This window comes from Bradyrhizobium sp. 179, from assembly GCF_023073535.1.
GTDB lineage: Bacteria > Pseudomonadota > Alphaproteobacteria > Rhizobiales > Xanthobacteraceae > Bradyrhizobium.
In genome coordinates this window covers 1-840 of record NZ_JADPJR010000054.1, presented here as the reverse complement: position 1 = coordinate 840, position 840 = coordinate 1, and the positions used below count along the sequence as shown (strand labels likewise).

Genomic DNA, 840 nt, shown 5'->3' with positions numbered 1-840 from the left:
GGCCTTCGGATCACAGACGCCGGCTTTCAGACGCGCCGCGTACCACGACAGCCGCATCACACCGTGGGACTGATGGCCCCACAGGTCAGCCTGCACCAAAGTGTCGGCGCACAGGTGCGCGTCCTCCTGCGACATCCCGGCCGCGACGTAGACGGCGGTTGCGAAGTTCAGCAGGCGGGTCGGATCGATCTTGGTGGCCGTGGACATCTGAATATTCTCGGTCAATTAGGTATTTTTCGGCGCCTGGAACGAGAAGCCGAGCTTCTTTCCGAGATAAGAAGCGCTCACGTCGCCTTTCGGCGACGACACGGCGACCGGCATCGAGGCCGAACCCGTGGAAATCATGCTTCCCTTCGGCAGGATCATCTTCCGCTCGCGGGCGATTGAAACGAGATCGGTCAGAGCGCCGTAGGGGTCGGTCGCGTCGTCTCCCGCCGCCGCGCGGGCCTTCTCCTCACCATCGACTGACACGACAAGCGAAGACAGCAGTTCGGGAATCTGGTGTTGGTCGAGGCGTTCTCCGATGATCAGCGCCTCAAAGCCGGAGTTGTCGGCCGCAAAACTTGGCCATCCAACGGAACGGCGATCGATGAAGCGGGCCATGACCAGTTCGAACGTGACGCGTGTTTCCGCGATGGCGCTCTTGGGATCGCCAGTGAAGCCGTGATCGATGTCCCTGCCGAGAACGAATGCGATCTCGAACTCGATCGTGACAGGCGCCGCGAACGAGAGCCGGACCGCGGCGCCCGGCTCATGGCGGCGTGTCGCGAGCACTCGCCCTGCGATCGACCGTTCGACGCCGGATTGCTGCTTAAGCTTGGCGCTGCCGACGCCCAGCTT

The 840-nt window shown here is 63.0% G+C and carries 2 protein-coding genes; both read right to left on the bottom strand.

Annotated elements, in window-relative coordinates; all coding sequences use genetic code 11:
• Window positions 1-207: Ldh family oxidoreductase (locus IVB12_RS13335; RefSeq protein ID WP_247299519.1), on the bottom strand; the 207-nt coding region annotated here is incomplete at its 3' end.
• An 18-nt stretch (window positions 208-225) separates the two neighbouring features.
• A partial coding sequence (locus tag IVB12_RS13330; protein ID WP_247299518.1) for a hydratase occupies window positions 226-840 on the bottom strand: 615 nt, incomplete at its 5' end.